This window comes from Stomatobaculum sp., from assembly GCF_057248925.1.
Genome location: NZ_DBHIHF010000014.1, coordinates 57051 through 63305, shown reverse-complemented (window position 1 = coordinate 63305; position 6255 = coordinate 57051). Strand labels below are relative to the sequence as shown.

The 6255-nt window shown below is 56.5% G+C and carries 6 protein-coding genes and 1 tRNA gene; 6 read left to right on the top strand and 1 reads right to left on the bottom strand.

Annotated features, from left to right (window positions below):
* Positions 1–22: 22 nt before the first annotated feature.
* Positions 23–514 carry a type II toxin-antitoxin system HicB family antitoxin gene (locus ACO4XG_RS06650; RefSeq protein ID WP_308508570.1) on the bottom strand — a complete coding sequence of 164 codons (492 nt, stop codon included), beginning with the start codon at positions 512–514 and terminating at the stop codon, positions 23–25.
* Positions 515–643: 129 nt separating this feature from the next.
* On the opposite strand from ACO4XG_RS06650, the gene ACO4XG_RS06645 reads away from it, so the two are divergent.
* The 6 genes from ACO4XG_RS06645 to ACO4XG_RS06620 all read left to right on the top strand — a co-directional run bounded on the left by ACO4XG_RS06645 (position 644) and on the right by ACO4XG_RS06620 (position 6230).
* A tRNA-Leu gene (locus ACO4XG_RS06645) sits at positions 644–726 on the top strand.
* A 153-nt stretch (positions 727–879) separates the two neighbouring features.
* Entirely contained in the window at positions 880–1725 is an 846-nt protein-coding gene (locus ACO4XG_RS06640) for a hypothetical protein (RefSeq protein ID WP_308508569.1), read from the top strand.
* A gap of 117 nt (positions 1726–1842) precedes the next feature.
* Complete coding sequence (locus tag ACO4XG_RS06635; protein WP_308508568.1) at positions 1843–2187, top strand: anti-sigma factor family protein; 345 nt, start codon at positions 1843–1845, stop codon at positions 2185–2187.
* Between the two features lie 16 nt (positions 2188–2203).
* On the top strand, positions 2204–4852 hold the full coding sequence (gene polA, locus ACO4XG_RS06630) for a DNA polymerase I (RefSeq protein WP_308508567.1): 2649 nt from the start codon (positions 2204–2206) through the stop codon (positions 4850–4852).
* Positions 4852–5436, top strand: coding sequence for a dephospho-CoA kinase (gene coaE / locus ACO4XG_RS06625; protein WP_308508566.1), 585 nt, complete (start codon positions 4852–4854; stop codon positions 5434–5436). Before polA ends, coaE begins: the two co-directional genes overlap by 1 nt.
* Entirely contained in the window at positions 5433–6230 is a 798-nt protein-coding gene (locus tag ACO4XG_RS06620) for an MBL fold metallo-hydrolase (protein ID WP_308508565.1), read from the top strand. The genes coaE and ACO4XG_RS06620 overlap by 4 nt, the downstream gene beginning before the upstream one ends.
* Positions 6231–6255 lie beyond the last annotated feature (25 nt).

The window sequence follows — 6255 nt, the reverse complement described above, 5'->3', positions numbered from 1 at the left end:
CAGTTGTGGTGCCTAACGATAGTCAATGTGTCCAGAATTCTGGGTACATATCAAAAGCAAGCTCAGGTTTCTTTCCTTCTTCCTTGCAATGTTCCAGATAGGTATCAACAGCATCATGAAAATCATTCAAAAGTTCCTTGGCAGATTCGCCCTCATACGAGATAAGAGATCGAATTCCCATGACTTTACCGAAAAAGATACCGTCTTCCTCTGAAAACTCGACGCTACCTACATATCCTTTATACTGAATGGTATTATTCATATCAGTCCCTCCTCTGTCAGCAGTGTAATCAGCTGTTTCACCTGATAACTTTTCAACTCGTTTCCCGGATGTGGTTTGTGAAGCAAGATGCTTCCGTGTTCCTTGTTGGAAAAAAATAATACGAGAACCGCTTGTTTTGCCTTTATTTGAGCACACATAATCAAAGTATTTCAGTAGTGCTTCAGCCTCATCAAAAGTAAAGTCTTTTGGATTAGACTTAAGGCGTTGAATCAATTTTTCTTTTTGTCCCATCGGATTTACCTCCGTCATTGAAAGTATAGACGAGAGCGCCATGCTATGCAACTATATTTAGTTGCATACTCAAAGGCAAGCAAAAAGCCCTTGAATTGCCTCTCCCGAAATGCTATACTCTGCCGGTAAGCCGACATGTCGGAATGGCAGACGATGCAGACTCAAAATCTGTTGCTCGCAAGGGCGTGTGGGTTCAAGTCCCACTGTCGGCAGGCAGAGAATACCGGTTGTTTTCCCTGAATTGGGAGAGCAGCCGGTTTTTGTTTTGACGCGCGGAACCGGCGGAGAGACGGTCCGCGGTTGACGGAAAGCGTCTTCCCGCCTATACTTACGGGTAACACGGAAACGAACAGCGGAGGTGGACTATGAGAAACAGAAGAGTGGGGCTCTTTTGTGCGGCAGCGCTGGCGGCGGCTCTCGCCGTGACCGGCTGCGGCAAGAAGAGCGGTTCCAAGGTTGTGGAGACTTCGGCGGAAAATCGCGCGGCCGAGACAGCGGCGAGCGTCGCGGCGACCTCCGGCAGCGCAGAGAGCAGTACCGCGGCGGCGGGCAACAGTGCGGCGGCGACCGAAAAGCGCGCATTGATTTCCGCAAAGGTCGAAACCTATCAGAAGGACAATGTTTCGATCGGCTATCCGGTGGTCAACGGCCTCACGGACAGCGCGCAGCAGGAGAAGCTGAATGCGCACTTAAAGGAGAACGCGCTCTCGCCGATTGAGGCACTGCTCACCGACGCGGCAAAGGATAAGCTCACGGTGACGGCAGAGGTTGTCTCGGCGGATGCGGACCGCGTTGTGGTCGTGTACCGCGGTGAGATGCAGCGGAGCGGCGACACGGCGCCGGTCAAGCTCTTCTATACCAATACGGTCGCGGTGAAGACCTTGAAAGATCTCGGCCTACGCGACGCGGTGGATGCCGACAGCATGGTGAATTATGCGCTCGGTGATGCGTTCGAGCTTGACAACGCGGGTGAGAGTGAGGTCAATGCCTACAAGGCCTGGGTGCAATCGACGGGCAAGGAGGCGTTGCAGAAGTCGCTCGAAGAGAAGTTGGCGGCGTCGGATTTTCCGCTGAAAAAGGGCGAAAACGGCAAGCTTCAGTGGCCGGAGAGCTTCAGCTATGTGAAGGACGGCGAGATTTACTTCTCGATTTCGGTGCCGCAGGACATGGGCAATGTGGTCGTGATGAAGTATGACATGGTGACCAAGTAAAGAGGGAAGTTCAGGAGAGAGCGGAGAGAGAATGGGGCGGAAACTCCGTTCTCTTTCTGTTTTACTGCCCTTTTTGCAGGGGAGTGTGCTAAAATTGCTGCAAAGAGAGGAGGCGGAATGGACTGCAGAGAAGCGGAACGGCAGATGTCACGTTTTATACAGCGGGAGCTCACAGAGGAAGAGACCGCTGACTTTTTAGAGCACATCCGTTGTTGCAGTGTCTGTCGCCGGGAGCTCGAGACGAATTTTTTCCTGCTGGAGGGGCTGCGCGTTCTCGACACGGACAGCGACGACTTCGACGGGACGAGAGCCATGAATCGGGAGTTGCGCTACGAATTTCAGCGACTTCGCCGCGCGCGCCTTCGAAAAATCCTGCGCTATGTGATGGATGCGCTGACCAGTGCCGGCGTCACAGTCGCAGGACTTTTATTGCTCCGCATTTTATACTGGCATGCGGGCTGAAAGAGGAGAAAACGGATTGGAAGCACAAAAGAAAGTTGTATTGATTGACGGCCACAGCATTCTGAATCGCGCGTTTTACGGCGTGCCGGAGCTCACAAATTCGGCAGGCCTGCACACGAATGCGGTCTATGGATTTTTAAATATCCTGTTAAAACTTCTGGAGGAAGAGCAGGCGGACTATCTCGCGGTCGCGTTTGACCTGCCTGCGCCGACCTTCCGCCACGAGCGCTATGCGGCGTACAAGGGAACCCGGAAGCCGATGCCGGAAGAACTGCGGGAACAGGTGCCGCTCCTAAAAGAGCTCCTTGGCGCCATGCACATTCAGACTGTCTCGCTTGAGGGCTTTGAGGCGGATGATGTGATCGGAACCCTTGCGAAACGCTGCCAGAAAGAGGGGTATGCGGTCACGGTTGTGTCCGGTGATCGGGATCTTCTGCAGCTCGCGGATCGTCACATTCTGATTCGACTGCCGAAGACCAGCCGCGGCAAGACCGAGATCCTCGATTTCACGCCGGAGGCGGTCAGGGAGACCTACGGGGTCACGCCGGAGGAATTCATTGATGTCAAGGCACTGATGGGCGATACCTCCGACAACATCCCGGGCGTACCCTCAATCGGTGAGAAGACGGCGACCGCGCTGATTCAGAGCTTTCATTCGATTGAAAATCTGAAAGAACATCTGGACGAAGTGAAGCCGCCGCGCGCAAAAAAAGCGCTCGAAGAGCATTTCGAGGACGCTGTCTTTTCCAAGTGGCTTGCGACCATCTGCCTCGACGCTCCGCTTGCGTTGGATCTCTCCGCGCTGAAACTCGGTGAAATCTATACGGCGGCTGCCTACGAGCAGATTCAGCGGCTTGAATTCCGCTCGCTCTTAAAGCATTTCGGGAGCGAGGTACAGCGGGAGAATATGCGCGCGCAGCAAAAGCCGAAACTTCGACTCCTGCAGAGTGCGGCAGAGCTTGAGGAAGTGCTGCGGCAGGCGGCGGAGGCACCGGAAACGGGAATTGCGCGGGACGCTCTCCTGAGTTCTCTTTGCTTCCGCGCGGAGGAAGCAGTGCTTTTTTATCGGCGCGAACCGGAGGAAGCCGAGCGCGAAAAAATGAAGGCGCTCGCCGGAACCGGCGAGGGTCTGGTACTCTCCGGGACCGCGGAACAAGACTTTCTGAAAGCCTTGTTTCAGCAGGCAAAGCGGGTCTCGGCGCTCGCTCTGAAGGAGCTCGTCAAAGAGGTCGGCACGGCGGAGCGCGAGAACGTCGATGACCTCGGTGTGCTCGCCTATCTCGTGAATCCGCTCAAAGAGAGCTATCAGAGTGAGGATCTTGCGCGGGACTACCTGTCCCTTCTCCTGCCGAGTGCCAAAGAGGATGCGGTCGCCGCTGCCGCCTATGCGGGCTATGTCGCCTTTGCGGCGCGGCAGCCGCTTTGCGACAAGGTGAAAGAGCTCGGCATGGAAGCGCTGTATGAGACCGTTGAGCGTCCGCTCATTTTCATGCTTGCCGAGATGGAAGAGACCGGTGTCAGGGTGGATGCCGAAAAATTGAAGGCCTTCTCAGAAGAACTTGAGACCGAAATTCACCGGATTGAGACCGAAATTTTTGAGGAGACCGGCGAGAACTTTAACCTGAATTCACCGAAGCAGCTCGGGGAAATTTTATTCGAGAAGATGAAACTTCCCTACGGCAAAAAGACCAAGAGCGGCTATTCGACCGCGGCCGACATTCTGGAGAAGCTTGCGTCCGAGTATCCGGTCGTCAAAAAAATACTCCGCTACCGCATGCTGACCAAGCTGAATTCGACCTATGCAATCGGGCTCGCGGGCTTTATTCGGACTGACGGCAGAATTCACGGCACCTTTCACCAGACCATCACGGCGACGGGGCGCATCTCGTCCGCGAATCCGAATCTCCAGAATATTCCGATCCGGACAGAGATGGGCAGTCGCGTGCGCGCGGTCTTTGTGCCCTCGCCCGGCAAGGTCTTTGTGGATGCCGACTACTCGCAGATTGAGCTTCGCATCCTCGCGGCGCTCTCCGGCGACGAGAATCTGATTGCGGCTTACCGCGACGCGGTGGATGTCCACGCGGTCACGGCGTCGCAGGTCTTCCATGTGCCGCTCTCAGAAGTCACGCCCTTGCAGCGGCGAAACGCGAAGGCCGTGAACTTCGGCGTGGTCTACGGTATCTCGGCCTTCGGCCTCTCGGAGGACTTAAGCATCTCGAGAAACGAGGCGAAGGAGTACATCAACCGCTACTTCGCGACCTATCCGAAGGTAAAGCACTTCCTGGACCGCCAGATCAAAGAAGCGAAGGAATACGGCTTTACGCGAACCCTGTTCGGCAGAATACGCCCTGTGCCGGAACTGAAGAGCTCAAACTTTATGCAGCGCTCGTTTGGCGAGCGCGTCGCGATGAATGCGCCGATTCAGGGTACCGCAGCCGATATCATGAAGATTGCGATGGTCAAGGTGCGGCGCGCGCTCGCAGCGGAAAAACTCGACGCAAAGATTGTGCTCCAGATTCACGACGAACTTCTGGTGGAAGCGGCGGAGGCCGAGGCGCCCCGCGTCCTGGAACTCCTGAAAGAGACCATGCGGCATGCCGCAGAGCTCCGCGTGCTGCTCGAGGTCGATGCGCACATCGGCGCATCCTGGCTGGAGGCGCACTGATGGTGCTCGAAGTCTGCGGCGGCGTCGGCTCGGGAAAGAGCCTTGTGCTCGCCTATCTGCGGGAGAACTACGGCGCGTGTATTGTCGGCATGGATGAGCTGGCGCATGAACTCTACGAGCCGGGACAGCCGGGCTATCTCCGCGCGCTGGAACTCATGGGCGAGAAGATACTTGCCGAGGACGGGCAACTGAATCGAAGCGCGATGGCGGATTGCCTCTACCGGGAGCCGTCTCTGCTTTCTTCGCTCGATGAAACCGTGCACCCCCTGGTCTATGACCGCGTGGAGGCGCTTGCGCAAAGCAAAAAAGAACATTTTCTGGTCGTGGAAACCGCGCTGCCTGCGAGGGAGCGCAATCATATTTACAATGAAATCTGGTATGTCTTTACGCCGCGCGAGTTGCGGATACAGCGCCTTATGGCTTCCCGGGGCTACACGAGAGAGCGCGCGGCGGAAATTATGGAGAAACAGCCGAGCGATGCTGCCTATGCCGACATGGCGGACTGGACGCTTGCAAACGATGCGGACGAGGCAAGTCTTTACCGCCGCATTGACGCGCGTCTCGCCGGAAAGGAGCTCCGATGAGACTTATGACCATAGCGAGCGGGAGCAGCGGCAATGCCGGCTATCTCGGCAGCGAGCGCACGCATCTTCTGATCGATGCCGGCATCAGCCGACGGCGCATTGTTCAGGGACTTGAGGTCGCGGACCTGAAGCCCGCGGATTTGGCAGGTGTGCTTCTCACGCACGAACACGCGGACCATGTGACCGGTTTGAAGGTTTTACTCAAAAAGGATCCGGTGCCGCTCTATGCGACCGCGGGCACACTGGCAGCGATCAAAAAGAAGGGGATGCTGGACGACTACCCGGCGGAACGGATTCATGTGATTCGGGGCGGAGAGGCTTTTTCGCTCGGGGATTTGACCGTGTTGCCGCTCCCGATTGACCATGACGCCGCGGAGCCGGTCGGCTATCGGGTGACCAACGGCGGCAAGAGCGCGGCGTTTTTGACGGACCTCGGCCATGCGACGCCGGAACTGGAAGCAGCGCTTCGAGATCTCGACGCGCTGCTGCTCGAGAGCAACCACGATGTGCGCATGCTCGAGGCAGGACCCTATCCCTACCCGCTGAAGCGCCGCATCCTCGGGGATTGCGGACATCTCTCCAACGAGAGCGCCGGAAGACTGCTCGCCGCGCTTTGCCACGGGGGACTTAAGCAAGTGTTGCTCGGACATCTCAGCAAGGAGAATAATTTGCCGGAACTTGCGTATGAGACAGTGCGCTGTGAATTGAGTCTCCTTCGCGGTCGCGGCGAGGCGGCCGAGTTGCCGCTCGCGGTTGCGGCACGGGATTGTTGCTCCGACATCTATGAGTTTTGATTTGTTGCGCATTTTGCAACAGAAA

What these genes read in the sequence shown, in the direction of transcription:
- ACO4XG_RS06620 (WP_308508565.1), top strand. Translation starts at nt 5,433, where the DNA reads ATGAGACTTATGACCATAGCGAGCGGGAGCAGCGGCAATGCCGGCTAT.
- coaE (WP_308508566.1), top strand. Translation starts at nt 4,852, where the DNA reads ATGGTGCTCGAAGTCTGCGGCGGCGTCGGCTCGGGAAAGAGCCTTGTG.
- ACO4XG_RS06640 (WP_308508569.1), top strand. Translation starts at nt 880, where the DNA reads ATGAGAAACAGAAGAGTGGGGCTCTTTTGTGCGGCAGCGCTGGCGGCG.
- ACO4XG_RS06650 (WP_308508570.1), bottom strand. Translation starts at nt 514, where the DNA reads ATGGGACAAAAAGAAAAATTGATTCAACGCCTTAAGTCTAATCCAAAA.
- ACO4XG_RS06635 (WP_308508568.1), top strand. Translation starts at nt 1,843, where the DNA reads ATGGACTGCAGAGAAGCGGAACGGCAGATGTCACGTTTTATACAGCGG.